Origin of the sequence: Pantoea sp. C8B4, from assembly GCF_051336905.1 — a bacterium.
Taxonomy (GTDB): Bacteria; Pseudomonadota; Gammaproteobacteria; order Enterobacterales; family Enterobacteriaceae; genus Pantoea; species Pantoea rwandensis_B.
In genome coordinates this window covers 1-24,416 of the sequence record NZ_JBGMNK010000019.1, presented here as the reverse complement: position 1 = coordinate 24,416, position 24,416 = coordinate 1, and the positions used below count along the sequence as shown (strand labels likewise).

Here is a 24,416-nt window from a genome sequence, read left to right as displayed (position 1 = left end):
CTTTAAGCTAATTTGTAATCGATTACTTATCATAAGAGGCTGAATAAAGATGAAAAAATTGATGGTGTTGGTGGGGATGTTTTCCATGCTTAGTGCTGTGCCTTCACAGGCGTTAGCAGCGGGCGTTGAAGATGAAATTGGACTTCAGATGTACACCTTAAGTCATGTCGGCACACCAGCTGAACAGTTCGCCATGGCCCATAAAGCGGGCTTCGAGCACGTTGAACTGGTAGGCACCCATGGTCTGGAAGCCAAAGAGCTGAAATCCTTGCTGGATAAAAATCACCTGACCGTGACCTCATCTCACGTGCAATTAACGGCACTGGAAAGCGACTACGCGCAGACCGTGGCGTTCAATAAAGCGGTGGGTAATCACACCATCGTGGTTCCATGGATTAAACCGGAAGATCGCCCGGACAGCACCAAAGCCTGGATAGACTATGCACAACACCTGGATTAACTCGGTGCGAAACTGCGTAAAGACGGCATCCAACTCGCTTACCACAATCACAATTTCGAAATGAAGAAGTACGATGGCGTGACCGCGCTGAAGATCATCTTCAATCATTCACGGGCAGAAAATGTGACTACTCCCCGCCGTAAACGGCGAGGCTTCCCACTTCTCAGGCTGCTACTGGCACAGAGCCAGACTGACGCAAGCCTCCATGGGCTTTGACGACGTGACCCGCCGCCATTAATTCTGTTATGCCCTGGCGCTGGATATTGATCGCCGCGTTAATATCACGGTCATGATCGGCACCACAGCCGGGGCATTTCCATTCGCGCACCTTTAGCGGCATTTCCGGCATCCTGTGACCGCAACAATGGCACGTTTTTGAGCTGGCGAACCACTGATCCAGTTTGACCAGGTGAACCCCTGCCGACTCCGCTTTGTAGGCGAGTTTAGCCACAAATCCAGACCAGGCCGCATCCCCGATATGACGGGCAAGTCGACGTTTTTTCATCATGTTTGCCGATTTCAGCGTTTCCACAATCACCGCTTGGTTTTCGTCGATAATTCGTCTGGAAAGTTTGTGCTGGAAATCAGCGCGGGCATTGGCTACCCGTTCGTGTTGCGCGGCAAGGCGTAAGCGAGCCCTGCAGCGGTTTGCGCTGCGCATCTTCTTACGGGATAGCGCCTTGCTGTCACGGCGCAGGCGGCGGTATGCGTTGACCAGATGGCGGGGGTTCGCCACCCTGCCGCCGTCATTGTCGATCAGGTAGTGCGATAGCCCCAGATCATAGCCCGCTACGGTGGTGATGTAAGTCGGCTTTGCTGCTGCCTCTTGCCCATCATCTGCGAGTATCGAAGCATAGTATTTGCCCGCCGCGTTGCGGGTGATCGTAATGCTGGAAACCTTGCCGACAATCTCCCGGTGGATGTTCGCCCGGACAGGCTTCAACTTCGGCAACTGGATAGCGTCTGTTAAAACCTTCCCGTTGGGATGGTAGCTGGATTGCCTGCCATGTTTGCTTTTGAAAGTGGGGAATCCGGCCCGTTTATGAAAGAAGTTAGCAAACGCCCGGTCCAGATTAATGACCGCTTGCTGGAGCGCCAGAGAGTCATATTCTTTTAGCCAGGCATAGCGACGTGACTTCTTCGCCACGGCCAGCAACGGCTTTATATCACGGACTGGCCTGAGGGAAACGCCGTGATGCTGGTACATATGACGGCTGATATGAAGGGCTTTATTGTAGGCAAAGCGCACCGCGCCGAACTGCGCATTTAAGAATGCGGCTTGTTCTGCGGTGGGATAAATGCGTACTTTGGTTGCTCTCTTCATTTTCAGGTCCATAGCGAATTGTCGCTCACTTTACGTGCGGCAGAATGCGTGTTCAATGGGCTATACATAACCAGACATTTGCGGGTTATCTCTCACGCCGCCATAGCGTCAGTAAACGGGTCGTGCATCTGATATTTACGACGAAATACCGCCGTAAGATTTACGACGGCATGATGATCCAGCAGATACGGGAAGCGTTCAAAGCACCGCGGAAAAGCGGGAAATTGAGATTTTAGAAATGGACGGGGAAGCGGATCACGTTCACGTTTTGATAGCGTACCCGCCGAAACTGTCTATTAGTGTGCTGGTGAATAATTTGAAGTCGATCAGTAGCCGCCGTGTGCGCATTCTGAATACAAATTTACGCAAGGCGAGTACTAGCAGGGTGCTCTGGTCACGCTCCTGTTTCGCCTGTAGTGCTGGCGGCGCTAAAATTGAAACATTGAAGGCTTACGTAGCCTCGCAGAAAACCCCTGATTAGCTCCCCCTTATATCCCCGCCCGATTGGGCGAGGGTTTACGGGGCATTTGCTAAACTGGAGATGGACGCGGCGTGGGTTTCACGCGGAGGCCAGGATCCGGCGCGCATCTTGAAAGCCTATCCGGGACGGGTCTATGCGATTCACGCCAAGGATAATGCGTCGATTGGCATCCGCGACGATGAGATGAATTTTGCGCCGCTGGGCGAAGGCTTGCTGGACTGGAACACTATTCTGCCTGCCGCCAAAGCCAGCGGCGTGAAGTGGTTTATCATCGAGCACGACAAGCCGAAGGATGCCTGGAGCATTATCACCACTTCACATCAGAATCTGCGGGCGGCGCTGGAAAAACTGCCGCATTAATCGATCAGGCACTGGCACGCACGATCAGGTGCCAGTCCATCATGACGCGTTCAGTTTGCGATTGGGGATCGTCAATCTTCTGCAGAAGCAGGCTGAACGCAGTCCGACCAATATCGCGCGATGGCTGCGCGATGGTGGTCAGCGGTGGAGAGATCATTTCAGCCAGTTCCGAGCCATCAAAGCCGGCAACGGCAATATCCCGCGGAACCTGATATCCCGCAGACTGGATAGCCGCCATCGCGCCAGCCGCCAGCGTGTCCGATACGGCAAATACCGCATCAGGCTGCGTGTAGGCGTTGAGTAACGCTGCCATCGCACGCTTACCCGCATTGTAGCTTAAATCACTGGCGTAACTCACCGCCTGCCAGGACAGACCGCGCTGTTCCAGCTCCTGCTGATAGCCCTGCTGACGCAGTTGGGCGTACTTATAGCTCAGATCATGATTGATCAGGGCAATACGTTTACGTCCGCTGGCCACCAGATGCGCCACCAGCTGGCGCGAAGCATCGACATCATCGATGCCCACACAGGAGATGTCGCCGGCATCCGCGTATTCGGCACACTGCACCCAGGGCATGTTGCCAATCAGCTGTGTCAGTTCCGTCAGCGTGGTGAAAGCATCCATGGTGATCACGCCATCCACCATTTTGCCTGCCAGCAGTTGCAGGCTTGAGCGGGAGCGATTGATGTCGGAACCGGAGTTACACAGCAAAATGCGATAGCCGTTCTGTTCTGCCTGCTCTTCGATACCTTTCACAATTTCAGCGCAAAACGGGTTGGAGATATCAGAAACCAGCACCAGCACCATTGAGCTCCGCGCCGTGCGCAGCTGGCGTGCTAACAGATTTGGCTGGTAGTTGCTGGCTTTAATGGCCTCCAGCACCTTATCCCGGTTTTTATCCTTTACGGTGTCACTGTTGTTAAGCACGCGTGACACCGTGGCCACGGAAACACCGGCCAGCTTCGCGATTTTCTGAATGGACATGATGACTCAACTTCCTGCGTCAGTTTCTGAATTGCAGGCTACCATAAATCGACGCGGGACAATAAGTTAGGTGGGATGACTGATACGGGAGATCTGGCGCGCCGGAACGCGCCTGCGTCTCAAAGGCTGACGTCGACCCAGCGTTGGTCGCGATGGCTTTGTACGATCGCCTCAACGATGGCCATCACCTGCGCGCCGTCGCTGAAGTCAGCAAAGTGTCGTTCACCTTGCGCGGGCATCTCACCCTTCTCTACCGCCTGATAAAACTGCTGCATCATGGCGCGAAAAGCATCTGGCCAGCCTTCGATGTGTCCGCCGGGAAAGCGGGCACGGGTGGCAACATCGCGGTTCATCAATGATGCATCGTCCGTTAGCGTTTGATTAGCCTGATGGCGATGACCGATCCACAACTGCTGTGGCACTTCCTGATCCCACGCCAGCGAGGTTTGGCTGCCGTTCACTTCCAGATAGAGGCGATTTTTGCGCCCCGCCGCCACCTGAGACACGCTTAAACAGCCTTTACTGCCATCATCGAAACGCAGCAGCACGAAGCCCAGATCTTCCGTATTCACCGGACAATCCTGATACTGCGCCTGTTGCGCCTGCGCGCTGAAGGTGGCCTGACCGGCCAGATTAGCTTTGCGTGTTGGCCAGACGATCGCGAGGTCAGCCATGACCGACACGATCTTGCGGCCAGTGACAAACTGGATAGTGTCGCACCAGTGAGATCCAATATCTGCCACCGCGCGCGATGCGCCGCCCTTATCTGCATCCACACGCCAGTTGTAATCGGTCTCTTCCAGCATCCAGTCCTGTAAGTAACTGCCCTGGACGGCAAAGGTGCGGCCTGTTTCGCCACTGCGCACCATGCTGGCGGCTTGCTGCACCATGGCAAACTGTCGGTAAACAAAGCTTACGCCGTTTACCACGCCGGCCTGTTCAGCCAGTGCCACTAATTCACGGGCTTCGTCCATCGTCATACAAAGAGGCTTTTCCGAGAACAGGTGTTTACCGGCCAGTAAAACCTGCTTATTGATAGCGGCATGGAGGTGGTTCGGCGTGCAGTTGTGCACAGCATGCAGGTTCGTATGCTGTAAGAAGGTGACAACGTCACCATAAGCGTGCGGCACGTGTAACTTCGCCGCCTGGACCTGTGCTTTCTCCAGCGTTGAGTCGCACAGTGCCACAATATTGATGTTGCCCAGACGCCGCAGTGCCTCAATGTGCGCGGGACCGATAAATCCGCTGCCGATAATGCCGACATTAATCATTTACGACTCCTCCTTAAGTCCAAGTTGTACGCGGATACTGCCGCTGTCATCTTGTGCGGCAAAATCATCAAAGGCACGGCTGGCGGCCGGAATGATATGTCGCTGGATGAATTCGACGCCTTCCCGTGCACCGGTTTCCGCATCTTTCAGGCAGCATTCCCACTCCAGCACCGCCCAGCCGTTGAAGTCGTACTGCGCCAGTTTGCTGAAAATGCTTTTGAAATCAATCTGCCCATCGCCTGGCGAACGAAAACGCCCGGCGCGATCGATCCAGTTTTGATAGCCGCCATAAACCCCGCTGCGGCCGTTGCGCTGATACTCCGCATCTTTGACGTGGAAGGCCTTGATACGCGAATGATAAATATCGATAAATTGCAGGTAATCAATGTGTTGAAGATGCAGATGACTGGGATCAAACAGGATATTGCAACGCGGATGATGGTTAACCTGCGCAAGGAAACGCTCAAAGGTGACACCATCATGCAGATCTTCACCCGGGTGTAATTCGTAACACACATCCACGCCATGCTGATCATAAACATCCAGCACCGGCTGCCAGCGACGGGCGAGTTCCTTAAAGGCCTCGTCCAGCAATTGTGGGTTATGCGGCGGCCACGGGTAGACATAGGGCCAGGCAAGCGAGCCGGAGAAGGTGGCATGGGCAGTCAGCCCCAGCTTGCTGGAGGCGGCTGCAGCATGTTTAACCTGCTCAGTTGCCCAGGCCGTGCGCGCGTCTCGCTTGCCGCGGACGTGTGCCGGTGCAAAATTATCAAAAGCGGCATCATGCGCGGGATGCACGGCGATCAGCTGCCCTTCCAGATGTGTCGATAACTCGCTGATGCTTAATCCATACTGCTTCAGCAATCCCAGCACCTCATCGCAGTAGGTCTGGCTGGTGGACGCGCGTTGCAGATCAAATATTGCCGGGTGATTGCACGGGATCTGCAATGCCTGAAAGCCCAGCGAGGATGCCCAATTCGCTAATCCTTCCAGTGAATTGAACGGTGCATCGGCGCCGATAAACTGTGAAAGGAAAATGCCCGGACCTTTTAACGTTTTCAAAAACCACCTCCAGTAACAACCAACACTTAATCGCGGTACTTAAATGTGAACATAAACAGCACGGCAATCACGGCAGCCGCGATCGCCGGAATCCACCAGAACATGCCCCAACTCGCGGCCGATACCTGACCCGCGACCAGGTGGTTATAGAGCGCGCCGGAGATCTGCGAACCCAGCAGCATGCCGATGCCGTAGGTGAACATCACAATCATGCTCTGCGCCTGTCCTTTGACTTTGTCGCCCGCAATGCGGTCGGTATAGATGAAGCCGACGACAAAGAAGAAGTCGTAACAGACGCCGTGCAGCAGAATCCCCAGCCAAATCAGCGCACGTCCCTCTTCGCCCATGCCCATGGCAAACAGGGCGTAGCGCACAAACCAGGCGCACATACCGACCAGCAGCATGTATTTCACGCCCAGTCGGCGGAACAGCAGCGGAATCACCAGCATGAAGAAGATTTCAGACATCTGTCCGAAGGACATCAGTGAGCTGACGTTTTCAACCCCGGCATCGGCCAGCCAGGAGGCGGTGTAGGCGTAGTAAGTACCTAACGGGATTGAAATCAGCGTGGCGCAGAGCGAAAAAATGAAGAAGTGACGGATTTTCAGCAGAGCAAACGCATCCGCACAAAACAGATCGCGCGGTCTGAATGGCAGGCCTTTAGCGGGTGCGGGTGTATGCGGCAGCGTGAAACTGTAGATTGCCAGTACCACGGAACAAATCGCCGCCACCGTGAAGACGCTGACGCTGGAAGCAATCCCCGTGAACCCGATGAACAAACCAGCGACAATCCATCCGATGGTGCCGAATACACGCACCACCGGGAAACTCTTCTCGCTGCTGGCGAGACTGTGGAAGGCAATATTATTGGTCAGCGCCAGCGTGGGCATGTAGCACAACGTGTAGCCAAACAGTAAGCCGCTCAGCAGCGCACCGTTCTCGGCGATCATCGCCTGGGGTACGAACCACAAAATCACCGCACCGGCCAGATGCATTACCGCCAGCACTTTTTGCGAAGGGAAAAATCTGTCCACCAGCATACCGAGAACAAACGGCGAAAGAATGGAAGCAATCGGGCCTGCCGAGAAAGCATCACCAATCAGCAAGGACATGTTGTGCTGGGTCATCACCAATCCCAGCGTGACCGACCAACTGCCCCAGATAAAGAACTGAAGGAACATCATTAGTGACAGCCGTGGGACCAGCATACGCTGCATTGCCTGGTCTTGCGCGGTGCCTTGTGTCGCAGCAACCATATCCAACCCCCAAAAGTAATCGATTACAAAAGTAGATAAATAAAAAGTAATCGATTACAAAATTGAATTCATAGTGGTTGATCACAAATTTTGACTAAGGTGGAAAGGGAGAATTGGTGACAGGCTTGGGGGACCACGAAAACCCTCTGAGGACTAAACCGCTTAACGATGAGTTTGTTCGAATTTGAAAACAACCGTACCTCTATAGGCGCGTTCCGCAAAACAGCGTGAAGTCCAGGCCCGTCGTAGAGTATTTAACGTCATCATGAACAACCAGGATGATCATGAGAGGAATTTCGCTTTCACACTCAATAAAAATGAAAAGTGGCAAGTCTCACCGGCTTACGATCTGACTCTTCCAGAGTGACACGCATAAAAACATAAACATCTTACTTGCGTGATATTCTCTGTCTTAAATCCGCACGAGCATCCTTTCACCAGGCAAACATTGCGACACTATCCGCCATTACTCTCTTACAGACCATTAAATGATTAGCAGTGGCGCATCGTGAAGTGACTTCAAAGGTGGAATGCTATGCCCGATCATTAATTAAGTCATTATTAACATTTGCTTTCCCGGAAGGTGGGTCGTGACGAACGTTGTGACCGGGTAACATAACTTTTTTGAGCCTGCATACTTAAAAATATAACCAAATACTCAAATCGCTGATGATTAAAATAGCGTTCAGTGGTCAATTATCGACGTCTCAACACCGGCCACAACCCGGAACTTTGAGAAATATCTAAAAATTGACACTTTCCGGGCTTTATTCTTGATATCTGATGTGTTGTACTTCTGCCAAGAGAGTAACATCGATATACTCTTCCCTAATTTGTTATCTACTGCACCACTTAATTTATTTCGTTCAGCGACAAAATATTCAGGAGAAGTTCATGAGTGATTCACTTAAAGCGTTAAACAATATCCGTACGCTTCGCGCGCAGGCACGTGAAGTGCAGCTTGCAGATCTGGAAGAAATGCTGGAAAAATTCACTGTCGTCGTGTCAGAGCGCCGTGAAGAAAACAACGCTAGCGAAGCTGCCGTGCGTGAAAAAGAAGAAAAACTGGCTAAATATCGTGAACTGCTGCTGCAAGATGGGATTGACCCTAATGAACTGCTGGGAGCATTAACGCCAACCGGTAAAACTCGCGCTAAACGTGCACCACGTCCGGCTAAATATAAATACACGGAAGAAGGTGTTGAGAAGCACTGGACCGGTCAGGGTCGCACGCCAGCAGTGATTAAAGCCGCTGTGGATGCCGGCAAATCTCTCGATGATTTTCTTATCTAATCGGGCTTTCCCCGTTTAATTTGAGTTATCGAACATTTATGGTGGGTGTTAAGCCCACCATAAAATAAACACTGATTGATATCATCACCCTTTCCCGCTTGATGAGTCCCCAAATTAAAATAATGACGGGGTTAACTATCAACTATTGTCATTGTTAACTTCACAACGCCCATCCCTGAGTGACTATACCGACACGCAATAGTGAAGGGTCATCCATGACGCGTTTTTTTGTCAGGTTTAGTTCGCCTTCAAGCCAGGTTAAATGCATGAGCTCTCTGCGCCGAAATTATTAAAACTATCGCACGGCTTGCGAGTTTGAGCGATCGCATCACTACCCTATTAATAAGTTGATTACGTGCTTTCTTATGCCTGCAGTCATATCGTGTTGCCTCACCACGTTTTGTCCATGCCGATTTTCAATCATGCGTACGCAGCGCATTGAGTTTTATCGGGGTGCCCAGCGAGGATATTCATTCGGTCTTAATCAAAATCAGAGGATCTATCGCAGAACGATAAGAGCCTCCAGGAAAGATGGAATGTGGTTATTCTAAACACGAAGTCACTATAATCACTCCTTCAACCGGGCCGCTGCACCATAAACACTTGCTGACCAGCAAACGAGAGTGCCGTTCCCGGCTGAGGCCAATCACCGACCAGAAGGAAGCCCTGACGCACAAATGCCTGCAGCCAGGTTTCACGTGAAAGAGACAGCGTAACCGGCTGAGAGTGCCCTTCTGTTGCCTGTTGCAGCACCGTAGCAGCGGTTATCCATCTCAGCGCCGAATCCTCTGTGGATTCAACCACAATCAGTACACCCTCAGGTTTTAATGCATGCCAGATGCCGTGGAGAATGTCATCGAGGCAATGAGCTGTGTGTAGCAAGCCGGTTGCCAGCACGGCATCCAGCTGTGCCGATGGACAACCTTGCCTATCCCGCAACTGATGAAGGTCATCATGGCAAGTGTCTGCACCCATCTCCATCACCTGCGGACAATCACTCCCTTGCGTCGCCGTTTGCAGCAGTGAGGCGGCTATCTGACCAAGGTATTCCGTCAACATGCTACCTGGCTGCATCGCGGCATAAAGGAGGCGGCCCTTATGCGATGAAAGTGGGTTCTGTGCCAACTTTGGATAGCGCATCACCTCGCAAAGAGACTGCGGGTCTGCGAATAACGTGTTGAGGAAGGCTTCTCCCTCAGCGTGCCACTCCAGACAGCGGCGTAGACGAATTTTTCCATCGTCGATACGTTGTTCGATGGAGTGCAGACTGGGCGCGCATTCACTGGCAAACCAATGCTGCTCGCGCTGCTCCACGATCCCTTCGTCTTCCAGAATGCAGTGCCATTTTTCCAGCAGAAATTGATAACAGTCGGCAACGCCTGCCTGCTGACGCGCATCAGCAATCAGCCAACCCTGAGCAGAGACAAACGACAGCTCATGCAGACGTTGCCAGATCATCAACGGTGCCATTGACTCGCTCTCAGTCTGAAAAGCCGCCAGAGCAGCGATCGCGGCAGCTGCCGGTAACCGCTGCGCAGCCTGATGCCCTGCACGTTGCCAAACATCATGTTGTGATGACGCAACGATAGCGGTGGCCGTCTGTGGGTTCACTACGTGCAGATTGGTGCTGCTCTCTCCATTCATAACCACTCCATCTTTAAACTGGGGGGTGAACTCATCACATACTGTGTCAGGTTTTAATTGGCTTTATTGAGGATGGGGCCAATTTCAACTCCGCCATTATGAGAATGATAATCATTATTAATTTTGACGCAAATGAAATTTAAATATATCTCCCCTTCTGTTTGTTGAACGCTATGTCCAGGAGGCCTTGAGGGAAAGTTTTACGGGAGGAATTGCAACTGCAGGTTAGTCAATGCATCAAACGTTGCAGTTATCTTTAAGTGATTATTTCAGGTAATTAATGCTGGAATTGGCGTGGAGAGTTGTAAACTTTATAAGCGCAGCGTTAATAACGAATAAGTTCAATATTTACAACACAGTGGGACCATAACCTATTAATTAAAAATCAGAAATGGCTGCCATTCAATTATTTAAGGGTTTCAGGCGTGAGATAGATATGCCACACTGTATTTTTATACAGAGTGTGGAGTCGCGGTGAAGCATGATGGGCAGATCACACAAGAGATATTAGCGCTGCTAGGGGCCACTGTGTCAGGGTTTATTCGGGAAGGCTTAGATTTTGAGGCACACGAGATTTCTCAGGCCCTGCAAAAACTTAAAGACAATGAAGCGGATTCAGTTTTAAAAGAGAAATACGAAACCCTTATCCGCCTGCTTTCAAAAATGATGCACTGATTGACGCGCTTTATGAAAAATCAGCCATCAATCATCCGGTGTTACGCCCACGACGATTTCAAGAGTCTGACGCAGTGTGTGGGCTTCAGCATCATCCTGTGCGGATTCCAGTGCCCGGATTAAACTGATGATAATGGCTTTGTTCGTTATCTGTCCTTCCGAGGCCAACACATTACGAATGATAGCGCCTAACACCGCGGCCTCATCTTTCAAACCCGGACCCGCCTGGCGGAAACGTTCAGCCAGTTCCTGATCGGCAAGCGCAGAAAAAATGTCTTCTGATGTATGCATGATTTGTTTCCGAGTTTTATGTTGTCATGGATTAAACAGGGTTGCCATCAACCTGAAAATCAGTGTTTTCTGTTATTGCCTGAGTGATGCGAGTCCGTGTACAGGTACTGGACTGAATTGATTCCCTCAGCTCTTTGTTGTTTGGCCCGCTCTCCCTCGGTAATGCTCTTTCTTACCTCGGCAATGGTCTGGGCGATCAATTGCCGCCTGTAAGTATCATCTGACTGGCCTTCCATAACCTGAAGTTGTTCGATGAGTGCATGGAAAGAGACAGGCCCCGCTCGCTGGAGCAGAGCCAGAGTGGCTTCACCGATGATTTCATCTATTAACTGCTGGCGTTCACTTCTGTTCATATACTTCTCTGATAACGGCATCTGCATGGCAATTTTTTACTGTAAACAAACTGCAAATTGCAATTCCGCCACTGAGCCAAAAGTCATTCATATGCCATGCACATCCAGAACGGTCATGTTGTACAACTATGGCTTTAAAAGGAATTACTCTTCGCGGTCGAAAAGCAGTCCAATAAGCTGATGATAGTGATGTTCTTCTTCAGCGTTGGCTGACGTTTCCAGACGGCGAAGTAATTTGGTGCAGAGAGATTTACGATTCAGATTTTTGCCCTCACGCAGGATCTCTACCACGATTTGACCTAGTGTTTCTTGCTGTGAGGGCAGAGAAGCTTTATTAAAATATTGAGCAATCGCTTCCGACGAATTCGGAGTGTATCCATTCTGACGCATGTGTTTACCCTCTCATGTTGGGCCAGGCAAATGGCCTGATAAAGTTGTACAGTATTGGAAATAACTGTACAAAAATATATTCAATAACGGCGGCCTGATTTTTTGCAAAAAGTGCTCTCGGGAGACAAATAACCTGTCGAAACAGAAATATCTTAATCGCTGTTCTCACAAGCATTTTGATGGGTAAAGTGTAATGGTGTTGAAAACCCAGGCTACTTTTTCACATTTTCAATTGGCGATAGCGTAATGCTATCTGAGCTCTCACTCATACGCCGCAAGGGTGAGCGGCTGCGCTTATCTTCTGACGAGGGCTGTCGATAATCGTTCAACCAGTCAATCGCAGCTAATACGGCTTGTTTACGCTCTGGCGTATCAGCCTCTTCGGCCATGCGATGCAGTTCCTGATTTAATTGTATAACACTGATTTTTTCACGGCGGGCAAGAATCTGATAAGCAGCCTCGCCTAAAATTTTGTCTGAATTATCCATTGTATTACCTCCTGAGAATCGGGCTTACGCTGAGTCCTCAGGATCTATTGTAGCTGATGAGATATTTGCGTTAAACCAAGCGGCATGATGCTCAGGCTTAGTGATGCCAATCTGTTGATATCAACACACGCCAGTTCTGGGATTATAAACATCCAATAGATTTATCTGAATGATCTTCGCAGGGTTTACATCCTGTGAATCACTGCCAGGCTCAGGCTAAGGTTACATTTATTTCTCAGGCGGTAAATTATGAATAAGTACGCAATTTCTGCGACATTACTATCCATCACGCTTTGCGGGCTGTGCTCTTTCGGCGCGTATGCGGGTGTTTTTGGTTAGTCGTAGCGGCAGAGAGTGGCCTGGCGTCAGAGACGCTGCCAAAACGTAATGACTCCGGGCTGCGCCTTCTCTCCTCAGTAAAACGTCATCTCGTCATACGGCTGTGCCCGACAGGCGTTTAATCTGCTTTCCAGATCGCCTGCATGGAGTTCCAGCTTATGGCCGTCCGGATCGAGGAAATAGAGTGATTTTCCTTCACTTTTGTTAACCTTCCATTCTATGACGCCTGCAGATTTCAGCCTCTCAGTAAAAGCATCAAACACTTCGTCTTCAATGCTGAAGGCATAGTGCGTGTAATCTTTTCCAATCGAAAGGGTGTCCAGTGAAAGGCAGAGCCAAAGTTCACCTAATGAGAGATAGGCGCCGTTCTTCCATTGCGCCCGGGGAGTGAATCCCAGCGTCTCAACATAAAAATTGAAACTCGCAGAGACATCGCTTACAGCAAGGGTGATGTGATTCAGTCCGGTCAGCATGTTGAACTCAAAACAAGAATTTGTAGCGCTAATTTAGCACAGGCGCTGGGAAGGAAAGCGTTTGTCACGCGAGTCGCTAAGCAAACTTCTGCAGAATTCGTATTGCCATCTCCATGCCCTGCTCACGCTCGACATCATAGTGATGGCCATCTTGTTGCGCTTCCTGCAGGACATTAATCAGTGACTGAACGGCAAACTCATTTTTTCTGCTCAGAACTTCCAGCACCGCGCCGCCAATCTCATTGCAAATGGCTTTTCCTGCAGCGTATTCGTTTGGCTTAGACATGACTGACTCCTTTGCTAACCTTAAGAGAGATGAGACATCGCCCTTTGTAACATAAATGCAGTAGCGCGCTTTATTACATTGCAAAAATGAATCCAGTTAAAGCACCATTGCCACGAGCACAATGCTCAGTAGCAGCACATATATTCGCGCATGCCAGACATCCGGGACGGCAGGAATGTATCTCTGTGCAGTCAGGATGCCGACAAGTCCTGTGATCACCAGTAGCAGCACTATTTTCAGGCTTATAAACCCCAGGAAACCCTTTGCCGGGATTTGTTGCCAGCCGTCGATTGCATAAATTAAGGCGCCGCAAAGCGCTACTGGCAGCGAAAGCGGATTGGCAGCGCTGATACATTCACGCATTGCATAGCCATGCCGCCGCAGCAGCGGTACCGTCATGACGCTTCCACCCACACCCAATATCGCTGCAATAGCGCCGATGAGTATCCCGCCGCCTGTCACTGTGAGTCTTGAAAGCCGTCGCGGCGTGCTACCTCTGAAGAACCCTTTGCGCAGCAGGCAATCACCAATCGTGACCATCATATAGAGGGTGAAAAGTGAACGAACCCATTCTTCGCTTAATCGCCCGGCGAGCCAGGACCCGGCCACTGCGCCGATTGCAATGTACCAAAGAAGGGGTAAACACGCCTGAACTGAAATGGCTCCCGCGCGCCAGTTTCGATAGCTGACCCATCCAGCATTAAAGATCATGACTGCCGTCGACGTGGCGACAGCGATATGCATCGCATCCCCTGCCATGTCAGGCTGCCGGCGCAATAACTGATAAACAAAGGGCACGACAACAAAGCCACCACCAAAGCCAAACATCACCGTTGTAATGCCAGTGATAAAACCTGCGAGTGCAATAATGAGGATATCGTTCAAGGGAATGTTCCGTTACGAAAATGGACAGATAGCCTATCTCCCAAATGACTGACTTCACATTTTCGTAGCGCTCAATTACCCTTGCAAATCGGTCAGGAGGAGCTGAAGTGCGTAATGTAAGCATTGACGATTTCGATTGGGCTGATCGTGATGTGGTCGCGATCGGCAATGATTATGCCCATGGTTTTACGCTGGCTCCCCACCAGCACCGCCGGGCCCAATTACTTTATGGCGCGACGGGTCAGATGCATGTATTCACCCATGACGGAGAATGGGTCGTTCCGCCACAGCATGCGGTGTGGATCCCCCCTGAAACTCAGCATGCCGTGAAATTTGTCGGCGTCACGACGCGAAGTCTGTATATCACGCCCGCTTGCGCAGCATGCATAAGCGACCGTGTTCGCTGCGAAGTTATCAGTGTATCCCCCCTGTTACGTCAGTTGCTGTTGGACGCAGTAGAATTGCCACTGCTTTATGACAGTGACCGCGAGTGCGCGCTGATCAATTTGCTGTTACTTGAATTGGCAGCGATGCCTGCGCGAGAATTTGACATTCCCCTGCCGCAACAACCCGCATTGTTGGCGCTGTGCCAGGCATTTCTGCTTGCTCCTACCATCCACGATCCCGCAAATCGCTGGGCCGTGGCGATGTATATGAGTGCCAGCACCTTTCGCCGCCATTTCCTGCAGCAAACCGGCATGACATTCTCTGCCTGGCGTCAGCGAGCCTGTGTGGTCAGCTCGCTGTCATTGCTCATTAAGGGCAAGCCAGTAAATGAGGTCGCTTTATCGCTGGGCTATGACAATGGTTCGTCTTTTGCGACGATGTTCCGCCGTGTAACAGGCCAGCCACCTTCGTTTTATCATCCCGCTTAAGATATGTTCCGTTAGTTATCCCCATCAGGCACTTGGGTTCCGGCAAGACAAGCGTTACGATTCATACGCCCATCGGCTTTGAGTTCAAAACGAAAGTCCATTTCTCAACTGCACCAGCAATCACAGCAAAACCCTCATCACACCGGAAGCAACTGAGCCAGCATCTGACCGGCCAAACGCGCTGTCTCACGCAAACGCTCCGCACTGGCACCTTGCCGTGAGCGAGCAGACAGGCCCGACATGATCGTCACCATGAAATCGGTTATCCGCACGGCCTGTTCTGGGTAGCGCTCGGCAACATAGGCATGGAACATCTTCTCAGCTGCCGTGTGAAAACCACAAGCCACCTCGCGCGCAGAGAGATCGTCGCAATGAATGCCCTCCAGAACCAGGCATCCGGTCGCTTCCGGATCGGCAGCATAGCGACTTGCGGCTTCATCCAGTACCGCAGAAAGACACTCCGCCACCGGTCGGTCATGACGCAACAGCGCCTTTAGACCGATAGCCCCATCCTGAGCGTAACGATCCAGCACCAGCCGGTACAGCCCGAGTTTACTGCCAAAAGCCGCATAAAAGCTGGGTGGATTGATGCCGAAAGCTTTGGTTAGATCCCCCACACTCACCACATCGTAACCACTCGAATGAATCAAATTCTGCGCAATACACACCGCCCGCTCCGCATCGAACTTGCGTGGGCGGCCTGGCGTACGGTTAATTTTTGTAGTCATCACTACATAATCCTTTGACAACCTCACTGGCTCAATAATATTGTAATGACCACTACAATACAATTGAGGACTCACTAATGGCGGTATTTACCAACAAATCGGTTCTGGTGTTAGGCGGCAGTCGGGGTATTGGTGCGGCAATCGTGCGACGTTTTGCCTCCGACGGTGCTTCAGTGGTGTTCAGCTACGCTGGCTCGCGTGAGGTGGCAGAAAAACTGGCCGAAGACACAGGCAGTAAAGCTGTCCAGGCGGATAGCGCCGATCGCGATGCCGTGACGAAACTGGTGCGCGATTCCGGGCCTCTTGATGTGCTGGTGGTCAATGCAGGCGTCGCGATATTTGGTGATGCGTTAGAGCTGGAAAGTGATGCAATTGACCATTTGTTCCGTATCAACATTCACGCACCCTATCATGCTGCTGTGGAGGCCGCCCGTCAGATGCCTGAAGGGGGACGCATTATCGTCATCGGTTCCGTTAACGGAGACCGGATGCCAATGCCAGGAGGCGCAGCCTATGCCGTCAGCAAATCGGCCCTGCAGGGATTAGCGCGCGGTTTGGCCCGTGACTTTGGACCACGCGGAATTACGGTGAATGTCGTTCAGCCGGGTCCTGTCGACACGGATATGAATCCGGCAGAGGGGCCGATGAAAGACCTTATGCACAGTTTCATGGCCATCCAGCGCCACGGTAAGCCTGAAGAAGTGGCCGGAATGGTTGCATGGATTGCCGGTCCTGAAGCCTCATTTGTGACCGGTGCCATGCACACGATTGATGGCGGATTTGGCGCATAGGAAGACGATAGCGATAAGTGTGGCAATGTGAAGTGGGCTAGATACAAAGACGTCGCTGAATGCCAATATCACTGGCTGCTCCCCTTGTTTCAGTAGGAATGGATCACGCGGGTCGCAGTCATTGATAATTGAGAATGACATTCATTTACCCTCAGGGCTGATATCCACTTCACAGGCCGCAGCGATGTAAAGCGGACAGATTTATTACTCATGTAATTAATAATCATTCTCAACCAGGCTATACTCCTCCCTCCCTTCCACCAACCTGGTTTGAAGGCGAAGCGATAACAACGAGAGGATGATGATGAACGCAGACAAGGTTATCCGCATTGCGGCAGCAATCATGATCGATGCGGAGGGGCGCATGCTTTTGGTTCGCAAGCGCGATACGCGCTATTTCATGCAGCCTGGAGGGAAAATCGAATCGACTGAACGACCGGTGGCTGCATTGATCCGTGAACTCACAGAGGAACTGCAAATCAGTGTCACCGAACAGGATACGCAATATGTAGGTCAGTTCACCGACACAGCCGCGAATGAGCCAGGACATACGCTTATCGCTGAAATATTCAAGGTTCTTGCCCCCACCTCAATGATTACGCCAGCCGCAGAGATTGAAGAGATCACCTGGTTCCATCCATCCGATGATGCTTCGCTGCCATTAGCGCCGCTCACCGGTCAGCAGATACTCCCACTAATAATGAACGCGGGCCAAAGCGCGGACTGAGTCCACGTTCACCAACCTATTGCCATTCAGGAACAAGTCCCCTGGCCGCTAGCAAGGAAGCCAATGCCCTATCATGTCACGACGTAAGAAAAGACCGCGCGGTGGTAACCCGGCGCAGCGGACACCCACTGATGCAGTTAAACATTACAGCCCTTTTTTAACGTACCTCCGCAGCCTGACTTTCATCAAGAACGCCCTGGCCGGCTGTTTTTATCCCTTTATCCTGACGATCAATTTTATGCAGGACCGCTCACCCTTGTGGTTCTATGCTCCACTGGTTATCACGGTGATCCTTTTTCCATTCGCCAAAGTTGCCATTGAACGCATTGGACTCTGGATTGCACCTGCACATTTTTGGCAGAAAATTGATGGTTTAAATTTTCGATTACGAAGCCTGGTCGACATCCTGTATTGGTTGTTAATCACACTGATGATCGTGCCATTAACGGCGGTCTATATTTTTCAGCTTCACTCGGACAAGCACAGAGCAAGGGTGTAAATCCTGCCCATCATTTGGTCAGCCAGTCATGATGAGAGACAACAAACACAATATGCAGGGGATCTATGTGTGATCAGGATCGCGTGGTGCAAGTTGATCCTGTGAAACAACCACTATATAGAGTAAGTCCACCTCTCATAGCCAAATCCCCCTGGATGATGCGTGGTTCCCGTACATAAACGTTCGTATCTTTATATTGATGTTAGCAATCACTAACTCCACTATTAGCAAGGCCTGCGAGGTTAGTAACCACCAGGGGGGTAGAAGGAACATAACCACTGTAGTGAGTAGTTACTCTCTATAGTGGTTACTTCTACTCTCTATAGTGGATGTTTGATCCTGCCCCCTGTTCACCAACGATCCTGCGATCCCTGTTGGATCACCGGGGTGTTCCGCTAAGGGCATCCCTTTAAAAGTTTACTCTCTATAGCGGTTATCAAATCAATCAATAAATCAAAATAAACCATAACTATTATATAGTTATATTGACTTAGTAAAAAACCGATAACCGCTATAGAGAGTAAAATCACTCCCTATAGCGGTTATTCAAAGATGCAAAATCCCCCTCAATAGCGTGCCTGATAGCAGGATCTCTGGTTAAACCGCTCATTCATGCAACCAGCAATGCTATCCACTGTAGTGAGTGACTACTCTCTATAGTGGATAGCTAATCAAGTGAGAGTCGCATTTGGTAGAGATTATGCATAACTCAATGATAAATAAGTAATAAATGTGGATTTGAAAGCGCTGTCGCACATAAATCAGATGGTAATTTCAACAAACATCCCCTCAATAATCCTCAAGCAACTCAATAAGATAGAAGTGATAACGTCACTTTTATCGAACAACCACTATAGAGAGTACGTATCTACTCTCTATAGTGGTTGTTGAAATATGAGGTCGATCCTGGATCATTGCACAAGGGCTCACCAGAAGACGCCTTACTTCTATCACACTGAAAGCAGTCAAGTTGCACGTTTGAACTGAAAGAGAAGCAAATTGTGAGCAACTTCCAGTAACCACTATAGAGAGTACATGGTTACTCTCTATAGTGGTTACTGGGTCACAAATCTCTGACTCGTAGTGAATGTGGGCGGTGAACGGGGTGAATTGCAGCAGCATATAACCGCTATAGAGAGTATTTACTCTCTATAGCGGTTATCAAATGAGGACAGCATTGGGAGGCTACTTCACTTTACCTTTGCGGATTTCCTCGAGGATCTTCAACTCCGCTTTTGACAACATCACCATTTCACCCTGCGGCTCGCTGGCTGCTGCAACATCATTGGTCTCGATAGGATCATCAAGTTCCAGCTCATCTTCGAGAATATCCGGGAGCTTGAGTGGCAGCTCTGCAGGTTTGAGTTTTGGCCGGCGATAATGGATGTGGAATACCACGGAGCTACCGCGTTTGAGCTCCGTGTAATCAAGGTAGCCAATGTCTTTAAGCTGCTCCATCGCCCTGCGCACGGTAGCATTTTGCGTGATAGGACGGGATGTCAGATTCAGACGTTGGCGCAGGCGTGCCATGGAAATGGGCGCCGGATTAGGAGGCAGACTTTCGATAAAAGTATACAGCGCCTGAGCAGATTCCTTGCGCGCCAACGCGTTAATGGCGCGCAGCTGCAGCAAAACCTTTCGATCAAACTGATAGAGCTCGAAGAGTTTGGGATCAGCCTGCAGCTCGACCGTATCTTTTTTAACACTGTATTTAGCGGACTGCACAAGGTGAGTGACGTAGAGTTCATCTTTGTCTGCAGTGCCGAATTGGATGGTATTTGATGCAATGCGGATCAGCGAGGCTTCCAGTCGCTCTCTCAGCTTGGCTGAAGATCGGGATGAAGGAATACCACACAGTTTAACGAACTCGACGAAGGGCAAAACCACTTTGTCATTGGTGACGTTGTACTTCGCAAACGCGTGAATGATCCCGACCCACGTCTTGAAATCATTGTCCATATCGAGTCGCTGGCCAATGATTCGGATCCTCTCATAACCTTCTGATTTAACGAGCGACAGTAACTTAAGTTCGTTTGTGACATCCGTGACGGCTGTCGTGTCGTTTTTACGGTTATTGGTCGATTTTAACGTAGGAACGAACAGGCCCAGTCGCATTAAGGCAACGGGTTGAACAGTGTTATCTCTGTTGGGAGTAAGTACAACCAGTTCGCCAGTTCGTTTATCTGTTTCTGAAAAGGCTTCAACTATCTTGTTGTTTTTTAGCTCATTTTCCGACATTTTCGAGGATCCGGTTTATACACAGGGACATCGCGCGTTTACTCTCTATAGCGGATACTAGCACTCACTTCATCGGTTAGACTACTCTCCATAGAGGATAATTTACTCCCTATAGCGGTTAGTTTACTCTTTATAGCGGTTATCAACCCCCCTTTAGGGCTTGTGGTACAAGGCTTTAAGTGAAGTGGGGATCTGTTAGGAACTTATATGATCTTAAGTTGATCTATTCTTGGATCGGGTCAGTGAATAATGGGGATAACCTTTCCCGGATAACGCCGGTTGATATCCAGCCAGTCAGGTGACAGGGAATTAAAGTTATACACAGTGAGATCAGTTACGCACAGCTTCTGTCCTTGCCTGCTCACTACAGCGGTTATCAGTCACTCTCTTCATCGGTTATTTCACTCTTTTCATCGGTTATTCTCCTCTCTACAGCGGTTACTTTACTCTTTATAGCGGTTATTAAGGCCCTTTCAGCCCAGTGGTATCAAGGCCTGTAGCGATCCGGGATCTTCTTTGATCTCAATGGGATCTCATTATGATCGAATAATTGGATCGAGCCTGTGGATAAAGGGGATAAAAAGCAGTGATAAATAAGATTGTTATGCAAGTTTCACACGGAATACGGTGATTTCATTCAATTCTGGACGTCGATCCCGAGAAAGGATCAATCTGTATAACTTCCTGCCTTGCATGGGCGCGACTTTGGTTTTGAACATGGTTTAGTTCAAACGCTCGCTATTACAGCCTGTGGCGTGTCTGTAGCACGTTGAGATGATTAATCTGGTGAGGTGTGAGAATTGAACTTAAATCGCTTAGAACGCTGCTGAAGCGCTTTAGAGGTACATATTGCAACGGAATGCCGAAGACCAAACGATTAATACAACGATATTCAACAAAAAAAGGACGTGTAAACCACGCCCATTTTAAGACTTGCTTAGGAGTTGGAACCCATTCAGGGCTTAGAGAGGATCGCCTTGATGGCAATATCGATCTCTTCCAGCGTATTGGCAGGCAAACGATGGAACTCATACTGCACATGACGCTTTTCTGCGTTAGTTTTGCGTTTAGCGTAAGCGGTACGATCTGAAAAATGGCCAAACTTCTCAGTGGTAACGCTCTTGTTTTTGACCGGCTTCACCAGCTGCTTTTTAGCGGTGGTGAAAAACGACAGGATCCGGGTTTTCTGATCATCTGAAGCCAGCTTTTGCAGTGCCTGATCGTCATCCATTCGCTCTTTTACCTGAGCGACGACCTCTTTGACCGCGACACCCTCCGCTTTTGCTTCTTCTGCCACATCGAGCAGCAGCTTATAGTCCGGAATACTCAGGTCGGAAACGACCGGAATTAACTCGATAAACTCTGCAGGAACCCATGCGGCCTGAAAAGCACGTGTCACTTTCGCGTTAGAGATCCCTTCCGCTTTAGCAATCTCGGTCTTGTTCATGCCCTGGGCTTCCATCATCAGGAAACGCTGACCTAATTCACGCAGATTGTGTTCTTTCGCAGTCTGAATATCAGCTGCCAGCTGGCGGGCATCACTGATATCGATTTCATCCTCGGTCACCAGAACTTCGAGGCCCGTCCCGGCAAACAGACAAGCCGCGCGACGACGAGATCCATCCATAATTTCAATGCGACCATCCACCAGGCGACCAATCGCCGGGAAGAATTGTTGCAATTCGATGGTGCGCGTGATGTCTTTCACTGATTCTTCAGTGAGTGCTGACTGATCGCGTCCATTCACCTGTGCATCCACGAAGGTTTTGCTTTCCACTTCACCGCTGGGGATAAGCTGGCGGCTGAATGTCGCCGTGTTACCGGATTTCAGGGTAAATACGCGTGACTGATTGCCGCTGTTGATAAAGCTCGACATCTGAGACTGGCCCATGGTGCGGCCAATTCTCTTGAGTGATTTGGGTTCGGTCACTTAGTACTCCTGATATATTCAATGCGGTCAAATACAGCGCGTGAAAAATTCTCTGCTTCCTGTTTCGCCTTTCTGAGTGCATCGGCGCTGCCGGGATATGAAGTTGGGTTTGCACTGATCACCGTATCAAATGACTCACCACAGCGTTCAAAACCATCCAGGCGGGGTAATACCGCATCCAGCATCGATTTTGTGAACACCTCACGAGCATAGCTGTGAGACGTAATATGGTCATGTTTGGTGGTCATCTTCGACATAAAGCCGATATTCGCTTTCAATCTCGGCTCTATCCCTTCGTTTTCAATCCGCTCAAGCATCTCGGGCAGTCGCGTCAGGTATTTCATGGTTGAATGAAAATCAACCTGCGCCGGCGGTGTTGGCGTGAGCAGTAAGTCACTGGCGGCAATGGCATTGAGCATAAATGCATCAAGATGTGGGCCGGTATCAATAAAAATGAAATCGTAATCTTCAGCCAGACGATCAATGACGTTGCGGCGCAGGACTTCCGATGGTGCGATGCCGGGTAAATTTTCCGCTACCAGTGCATCCCAGTCGCTGGCGACAAAACCATCATCTATCGAGGCGGGCATCACATCGACGCCTGGCATCACTGTGGGTTTCACAAACTGCTCACGCAGTTGCTCGGTGCTGACATCGTTCAGCATCGCCTGTGCAGCCGTTTCCAGCACGGAACCGACACTGTTGGTATGGCTGAGAAACATGGTGCTGGAAGCCTGCGGATCCAAATCAATCACCAGAATTCGCAGATCATTATGCAATAAGCCTGGGTGAGCACGCAGACCATGAGCGAGGGTCACGGTCGTGACGGTTTTGGATACGCCGCCCTTGAGATTCACAACAAAAACAACGAAGGGGTCTTTATGTTTGTCGCGGTATTTAGGCACCTTGCGGTGTTTGTAAATATCGACAACGTTCTGAATGCTCATTGCATATTGAGATGTGCTGCCCGTCTGCTTTCTGCCAAACGTATAACCCCCCTCTTCCATCTCACTGATGGCTGCGGCAACCGCATGCTTACTCAGCAGAGGCAAGTTAGCAACGGCATTACGGGTAAAAGTATGGTAGTAGCCTTGTTGATTAAATTCCTGACGCTGCTGCTCGATATGGCTGCTGAGTCCGTGCAGCATGCCATTCGCACGGTTGGCGATGTCAAACACGTCACCGTAATCACGCTTCATAAGCACCTCAATAATAATGATTTGTTGTATTGTACTAAAAAAGATTCCGCATGCCAGTTTTTAGGTAAAAATCAATAAAAGTGGATTTTTTTATGATTGGGTGATTTTGCGGTGTTTGTATATATTTAAATAAAATCAGACACATAGATGTTGTTGTTTTTTTGGTCCGACAAATCCTTGCGAGTGGTGTTATAGCCAACTCCCCTACCCTAGCGTATTTAGCATGATATTTAAACAAAAGGCGTTAATTCGGGTTATCTGCAATAATCTTGGGATAGGTTCAATCAGAAATTGAATGGGTTAGCAAGAATGCCTTGTCGCCGGGATGAAGTTGCACATCTTTAACTGCAAGAGGTTTGTTATACATAGAGGTGGTATTTATTGATCACAGTGAAAACGCTTATGCTTACCACTTTACGAATTGCCGGATAAAATGTGTTATCCCTTCCCTTCCCTTCCCTCTGCTCATTTTTAATGATGACATCCGGCACCAGCCATAAATTGTTAGCTCCCTGCTGCGAACGTTTTTAACATTGGTAGATATAAATGATGCTTTCATACTCAATAGCTCAATAGCTCAATAGCTCAATAGCTCAATAGCTCAATAGCTCAATAGCTCAATAGCTCAGTAAAAGTGGAGCTATTAAATTTAAAACCTTATGTTTTGTTTATGGCACTACATATTGATCAACAAAATGAACTTAGATTCTGTTCTGGTTTAACTGATTAAAACACTGCAACTTAAACGTAATGCGACATGTTGTGATAACTGAACATCTGCATAATTCCTGAAACCATAGTTAGCTTATCAGGATGTAACTTAATACATTGTCACTTACACATTCACTAGCGTTCTCAAGTTCACGATACTGCATCTCACATTATTTGGAGGATATTGATACAACGAACAGCTTCTTGTTTCCCTGGCCACGTCAATCTCTATCTACAAATAAACGCATGTTTAAATCTATATACAGCTCCAAACTTGAGAAAAATAATTTCTTTAGATAGATCTTATCCTGAGTTATCGGGGGGATGACCTGCTCCCCGTTGATTAATACACCGCGATGTTAGTAATGTCTTCATAAGCCACATGAGGACATCCCCATGAAG

Annotated in this window: 24 protein-coding genes and 3 pseudogenes; 10 read left to right on the top strand and 17 right to left on the bottom strand. The window is 49.7% G+C overall.

The genetic code is table 11. From position 1 onward, the window contains the following. The first annotated feature begins 49 nt into the window (after positions 1–49). A complete protein-coding gene (locus ACCW76_RS18670) occupies positions 50–460 on the top strand; it encodes a sugar phosphate isomerase/epimerase family protein (RefSeq protein WP_436339692.1) in 411 nt (136 codons plus the stop codon). Between the two features lie 163 nt (positions 461–623). Here the strand turns inward: ACCW76_RS18670 and ACCW76_RS18665 are convergent, their stop codons facing one another. After that, a complete protein-coding gene (locus ACCW76_RS18665; RefSeq protein ID WP_436339690.1) occupies positions 624–1,784 on the bottom strand; it encodes an RNA-guided endonuclease TnpB family protein in 1,161 nt (386 codons plus the stop codon). 44 nt (positions 1,785–1,828) lie between these two features. Between ACCW76_RS18665 and tnpA the strand changes: the two are divergent. Together tnpA and ACCW76_RS18655 are read left to right on the top strand one after the other, a co-directional pair. After that, positions 1,829–2,265 (top strand): annotated as a pseudogene (tnpA, locus tag ACCW76_RS18660) (IS200/IS605 family transposase). A 54-nt stretch (positions 2,266–2,319) separates the two neighbouring features. Then, positions 2,320–2,625, top strand: a pseudogene (locus tag ACCW76_RS18655) (sugar phosphate isomerase/epimerase family protein); the annotation flags it as partial. A 4-nt stretch (positions 2,626–2,629) separates the two neighbouring features. Here ACCW76_RS18655 and ACCW76_RS18650 read toward each other — a convergent pair. The 4 genes from ACCW76_RS18650 to ACCW76_RS18635 all read right to left on the bottom strand — a co-directional run bounded on the left by ACCW76_RS18650 (position 2,630) and on the right by ACCW76_RS18635 (position 7,199). After that, positions 2,630–3,610, bottom strand: a complete 981-nt coding sequence (locus ACCW76_RS18650) for a LacI family DNA-binding transcriptional regulator (RefSeq protein ID WP_436339689.1) — start codon at positions 3,608–3,610, stop codon at positions 2,630–2,632. Between the two features lie 119 nt (positions 3,611–3,729). Further along, positions 3,730–4,881 carry a Gfo/Idh/MocA family protein gene (locus ACCW76_RS18645; protein WP_436339687.1) on the bottom strand — a complete coding sequence of 384 codons (1,152 nt, stop codon included), beginning with the start codon at positions 4,879–4,881 and terminating at the stop codon, positions 3,730–3,732. Beyond that, on the bottom strand, positions 4,882–5,943 hold the full coding sequence (locus ACCW76_RS18640; protein WP_436339686.1) for a sugar phosphate isomerase/epimerase family protein: 1,062 nt from the start codon (positions 5,941–5,943) through the stop codon (positions 4,882–4,884). It lies immediately after the preceding gene. A gap of 26 nt (positions 5,944–5,969) precedes the next feature. Further along, positions 5,970–7,199 (bottom strand): MFS transporter, encoded by a 1,230-nt coding sequence (locus tag ACCW76_RS18635; RefSeq protein ID WP_436339685.1) that lies wholly within the window; start codon positions 7,197–7,199, stop codon positions 5,970–5,972. Between the two features lie 229 nt (positions 7,200–7,428). On the opposite strand from ACCW76_RS18635, the pseudogene ACCW76_RS18630 reads away from it, so the two are divergent. Both ACCW76_RS18630 and ACCW76_RS18625 read left to right on the top strand, forming a co-directional pair. Continuing rightward, positions 7,429–7,566, top strand: a pseudogene (locus ACCW76_RS18630) (HipA domain-containing protein); the annotation flags it as partial. A 527-nt stretch (positions 7,567–8,093) separates the two neighbouring features. Further along, positions 8,094–8,492 carry an H-NS family histone-like protein gene (locus tag ACCW76_RS18625; RefSeq protein ID WP_045816870.1) on the top strand — a complete coding sequence of 133 codons (399 nt, stop codon included), beginning with the start codon at positions 8,094–8,096 and terminating at the stop codon, positions 8,490–8,492. A gap of 576 nt (positions 8,493–9,068) precedes the next feature. Here the strand turns inward: ACCW76_RS18625 and ACCW76_RS18620 are convergent. Next, positions 9,069–10,136 carry a hypothetical protein gene (locus tag ACCW76_RS18620; RefSeq protein ID WP_436339683.1) on the bottom strand — a complete coding sequence of 356 codons (1,068 nt, stop codon included), beginning with the start codon at positions 10,134–10,136 and terminating at the stop codon, positions 9,069–9,071. A 474-nt stretch (positions 10,137–10,610) separates the two neighbouring features. Between ACCW76_RS18620 and ACCW76_RS18615 the strand changes: the two genes are divergently transcribed. Continuing rightward, entirely contained in the window at positions 10,611–10,811 is a 201-nt protein-coding gene (locus tag ACCW76_RS18615; RefSeq protein WP_045816868.1) for a hypothetical protein, read from the top strand. A 27-nt stretch (positions 10,812–10,838) separates the two neighbouring features. Here ACCW76_RS18615 and ACCW76_RS18610 read toward each other — a convergent pair whose 3' ends face one another. From ACCW76_RS18610 to ACCW76_RS18580, 7 genes are all read right to left on the bottom strand, one after another. Continuing rightward, positions 10,839–11,102 carry a biofilm development regulator YmgB/AriR family protein gene (locus tag ACCW76_RS18610; protein WP_045816867.1) on the bottom strand — a complete coding sequence of 88 codons (264 nt, stop codon included), beginning with the start codon at positions 11,100–11,102 and terminating at the stop codon, positions 10,839–10,841. A 59-nt stretch (positions 11,103–11,161) separates the two neighbouring features. Next, entirely contained in the window at positions 11,162–11,455 is a 294-nt protein-coding gene (locus tag ACCW76_RS18605) for a hypothetical protein (protein ID WP_436339681.1), read from the bottom strand. 144 nt (positions 11,456–11,599) lie between these two features. Next, positions 11,600–11,845, bottom strand: coding sequence for a regulatory protein YcgZ (gene ycgZ, locus ACCW76_RS18600; RefSeq protein ID WP_045833570.1), 246 nt, complete (start codon positions 11,843–11,845; stop codon positions 11,600–11,602). Between the two features lie 212 nt (positions 11,846–12,057). Further along, on the bottom strand, positions 12,058–12,333 hold the full coding sequence (locus tag ACCW76_RS18595) for a hypothetical protein (RefSeq protein ID WP_045816865.1): 276 nt from the start codon (positions 12,331–12,333) through the stop codon (positions 12,058–12,060). A gap of 413 nt (positions 12,334–12,746) precedes the next feature. Continuing rightward, positions 12,747–13,145 carry a fosfomycin resistance glutathione transferase gene (gene fos, locus ACCW76_RS18590; RefSeq protein ID WP_045833569.1) on the bottom strand — a complete coding sequence of 133 codons (399 nt, stop codon included), beginning with the start codon at positions 13,143–13,145 and terminating at the stop codon, positions 12,747–12,749. Positions 13,146–13,221: 76 nt separating this feature from the next. Further along, positions 13,222–13,431: a hypothetical protein gene (locus ACCW76_RS18585; RefSeq protein ID WP_436339679.1), complete on the bottom strand. Its 210-nt coding sequence runs from the start codon at positions 13,429–13,431 to the stop codon at positions 13,222–13,224. Positions 13,432–13,527: 96 nt separating this feature from the next. Further along, positions 13,528–14,316, bottom strand: a complete 789-nt coding sequence (locus ACCW76_RS18580; RefSeq protein ID WP_436339677.1) for a sulfite exporter TauE/SafE family protein — start codon at positions 14,314–14,316, stop codon at positions 13,528–13,530. Positions 14,317–14,423: 107 nt separating this feature from the next. Here ACCW76_RS18580 and ACCW76_RS18575 point away from each other — a divergent pair, with 107 nt between their 5' ends. After that, complete coding sequence (locus ACCW76_RS18575; RefSeq protein ID WP_436339676.1) at positions 14,424–15,191, top strand: AraC family transcriptional regulator; 768 nt, start codon at positions 14,424–14,426, stop codon at positions 15,189–15,191. Between the two features lie 137 nt (positions 15,192–15,328). Here ACCW76_RS18575 and ACCW76_RS18570 read toward each other — a convergent pair whose 3' ends face one another. After that, positions 15,329–15,919 (bottom strand): TetR/AcrR family transcriptional regulator, encoded by a 591-nt coding sequence (locus ACCW76_RS18570; protein ID WP_436339674.1) that lies wholly within the window; start codon positions 15,917–15,919, stop codon positions 15,329–15,331. 77 nt (positions 15,920–15,996) lie between these two features. Here ACCW76_RS18570 and bdcA point away from each other — a divergent pair, with 77 nt between their 5' ends. The 3 genes from bdcA to ACCW76_RS18555 all read left to right on the top strand — a co-directional run bounded on the left by bdcA (position 15,997) and on the right by ACCW76_RS18555 (position 17,936). Beyond that, positions 15,997–16,710 (top strand): SDR family oxidoreductase, encoded by a 714-nt coding sequence (gene bdcA, locus ACCW76_RS18565; RefSeq protein WP_045816860.1) that lies wholly within the window; start codon positions 15,997–15,999, stop codon positions 16,708–16,710. A gap of 298 nt (positions 16,711–17,008) precedes the next feature. After that, positions 17,009–17,437 (top strand): NUDIX hydrolase, encoded by a 429-nt coding sequence (locus ACCW76_RS18560; protein ID WP_436339672.1) that lies wholly within the window; start codon positions 17,009–17,011, stop codon positions 17,435–17,437. A gap of 73 nt (positions 17,438–17,510) precedes the next feature. Then, complete coding sequence (locus tag ACCW76_RS18555) at positions 17,511–17,936, top strand: hypothetical protein (RefSeq protein ID WP_436339669.1); 426 nt, start codon at positions 17,511–17,513, stop codon at positions 17,934–17,936. Between the two features lie 1,185 nt (positions 17,937–19,121). Here ACCW76_RS18555 and ACCW76_RS18550 read toward each other — a convergent pair. The 3 genes from ACCW76_RS18550 to ACCW76_RS18540 all read right to left on the bottom strand — a co-directional run bounded on the left by ACCW76_RS18550 (position 19,122) and on the right by ACCW76_RS18540 (position 23,303). Then, on the bottom strand, positions 19,122–20,174 hold the full coding sequence (locus ACCW76_RS18550; RefSeq protein WP_045816857.1) for a RepB family plasmid replication initiator protein: 1,053 nt from the start codon (positions 20,172–20,174) through the stop codon (positions 19,122–19,124). Positions 20,175–21,129: 955 nt separating this feature from the next. Beyond that, complete coding sequence (locus ACCW76_RS18545; RefSeq protein WP_045816889.1) at positions 21,130–22,065, bottom strand: ParB/RepB/Spo0J family partition protein; 936 nt, start codon at positions 22,063–22,065, stop codon at positions 21,130–21,132. Between the two features lie 35 nt (positions 22,066–22,100). Further along, positions 22,101–23,303, bottom strand: a complete 1,203-nt coding sequence (locus ACCW76_RS18540; RefSeq protein ID WP_045816856.1) for an AAA family ATPase — start codon at positions 23,301–23,303, stop codon at positions 22,101–22,103. Positions 23,304–24,416 lie beyond the last annotated feature (1,113 nt).

Coding starts and splice junctions, on each gene's coding strand:
- ACCW76_RS18555 (WP_436339669.1), top strand. CDS start 17,511: ATGTCACGACGTAAGAAAAGACCGCGCGGTGGTAACCCGGCGCAGCGG.
- fos (WP_045833569.1), bottom strand. CDS start 13,145: ATGCTGACCGGACTGAATCACATCACCCTTGCTGTAAGCGATGTCTCT.
- ACCW76_RS18550 (WP_045816857.1), bottom strand. CDS start 20,174: ATGTCGGAAAATGAGCTAAAAAACAACAAGATAGTTGAAGCCTTTTCA.
- ACCW76_RS18610 (WP_045816867.1), bottom strand. CDS start 11,102: ATGCATACATCAGAAGACATTTTTTCTGCGCTTGCCGATCAGGAACTG.
- ACCW76_RS18560 (WP_436339672.1), top strand. CDS start 17,009: ATGATGATGAACGCAGACAAGGTTATCCGCATTGCGGCAGCAATCATG.
- ACCW76_RS18620 (WP_436339683.1), bottom strand. CDS start 10,136: ATGAATGGAGAGAGCAGCACCAATCTGCACGTAGTGAACCCACAGACG.
- ACCW76_RS18665 (WP_436339690.1), bottom strand. CDS start 1,784: ATGAAGAGAGCAACCAAAGTACGCATTTATCCCACCGCAGAACAAGCC.
- ycgZ (WP_045833570.1), bottom strand. CDS start 11,845: ATGCGTCAGAATGGATACACTCCGAATTCGTCGGAAGCGATTGCTCAA.
- ACCW76_RS18650 (WP_436339689.1), bottom strand. CDS start 3,610: ATGTCCATTCAGAAAATCGCGAAGCTGGCCGGTGTTTCCGTGGCCACG.
- ACCW76_RS18585 (WP_436339679.1), bottom strand. CDS start 13,431: ATGTCTAAGCCAAACGAATACGCTGCAGGAAAAGCCATTTGCAATGAG.
- ACCW76_RS18670 (WP_436339692.1), top strand. CDS start 50: ATGAAAAAATTGATGGTGTTGGTGGGGATGTTTTCCATGCTTAGTGCT.
- ACCW76_RS18595 (WP_045816865.1), bottom strand. CDS start 12,333: ATGGATAATTCAGACAAAATTTTAGGCGAGGCTGCTTATCAGATTCTT.
- bdcA (WP_045816860.1), top strand. CDS start 15,997: ATGGCGGTATTTACCAACAAATCGGTTCTGGTGTTAGGCGGCAGTCGG.
- ACCW76_RS18540 (WP_045816856.1), bottom strand. CDS start 23,303: ATGAAGCGTGATTACGGTGACGTGTTTGACATCGCCAACCGTGCGAAT.
- ACCW76_RS18645 (WP_436339687.1), bottom strand. CDS start 4,881: ATGATTAATGTCGGCATTATCGGCAGCGGATTTATCGGTCCCGCGCAC.
- ACCW76_RS18635 (WP_436339685.1), bottom strand. CDS start 7,199: ATGGTTGCTGCGACACAAGGCACCGCGCAAGACCAGGCAATGCAGCGT.
- ACCW76_RS18625 (WP_045816870.1), top strand. CDS start 8,094: ATGAGTGATTCACTTAAAGCGTTAAACAATATCCGTACGCTTCGCGCG.
- ACCW76_RS18545 (WP_045816889.1), bottom strand. CDS start 22,065: ATGGGCCAGTCTCAGATGTCGAGCTTTATCAACAGCGGCAATCAGTCA.
- ACCW76_RS18605 (WP_436339681.1), bottom strand. CDS start 11,455: ATGAACAGAAGTGAACGCCAGCAGTTAATAGATGAAATCATCGGTGAA.
- ACCW76_RS18570 (WP_436339674.1), bottom strand. CDS start 15,919: ATGACTACAAAAATTAACCGTACGCCAGGCCGCCCACGCAAGTTCGAT.